1 protein-coding gene is annotated in these 440 nt (G+C 37.5%); it reads left to right on the top strand.

Annotation, left to right across the window (positions count from 1 at the left end):
• Nucleotides 1-207: 207 nt before the first annotated feature.
• The coding region (locus JMM81_RS22735) for a DUF5058 family protein (RefSeq protein ID WP_256243829.1) at nucleotides 208-440 on the top strand (233 nt) is incomplete at its 3' end.

Raw genomic sequence — 440 nt, 5'->3', positions numbered from 1 at the left:
TCATCATCCCAAATTTGATGTCGATGAACTTAGTATTCTTCAGATCGGAAAAATGTTTATTTCACTTGTGTTTGATTACTTGAACAGCCCGAGCATGCAGGACCCAAATAAAGAGATTGTCTAAATGGAGGGTGTTTTTATGGCTGTTTCTGAAGGAGCATTTAAGGGTCAAAGCACAAACAGAAAGGAATTAAGGGAGTGAAGACAATGGAAGAAGCAATGAGGCTTGCTAGTAGTCCGCTAGTTTGGACCGTTTCTGTACTTATTTTAGGTGTGGTTATTTTTCAAGCTATAAAATTTATTCTGTTAGCTAAGAAAACAAGTAAGGAAATTGGTATGACAAATGACGAAGTAAACAGTGCACTGAAAACGGGAGCTATTGCAGCAATTGGCCCTTCATTCGCCATTATTATTGTTGCCTTATCTTTAATCCCATTTCT

The organism is Bacillus sp. V3B (assembly GCF_024494465.1).
GTDB lineage: Bacteria > Bacillota > Bacilli > Bacillales > Cytobacillaceae > Bacillus_BD.
The sequence above is the reverse complement of the archived record's forward strand: the minus strand, read 5'-3'. Positions and strand labels throughout refer to the sequence as shown.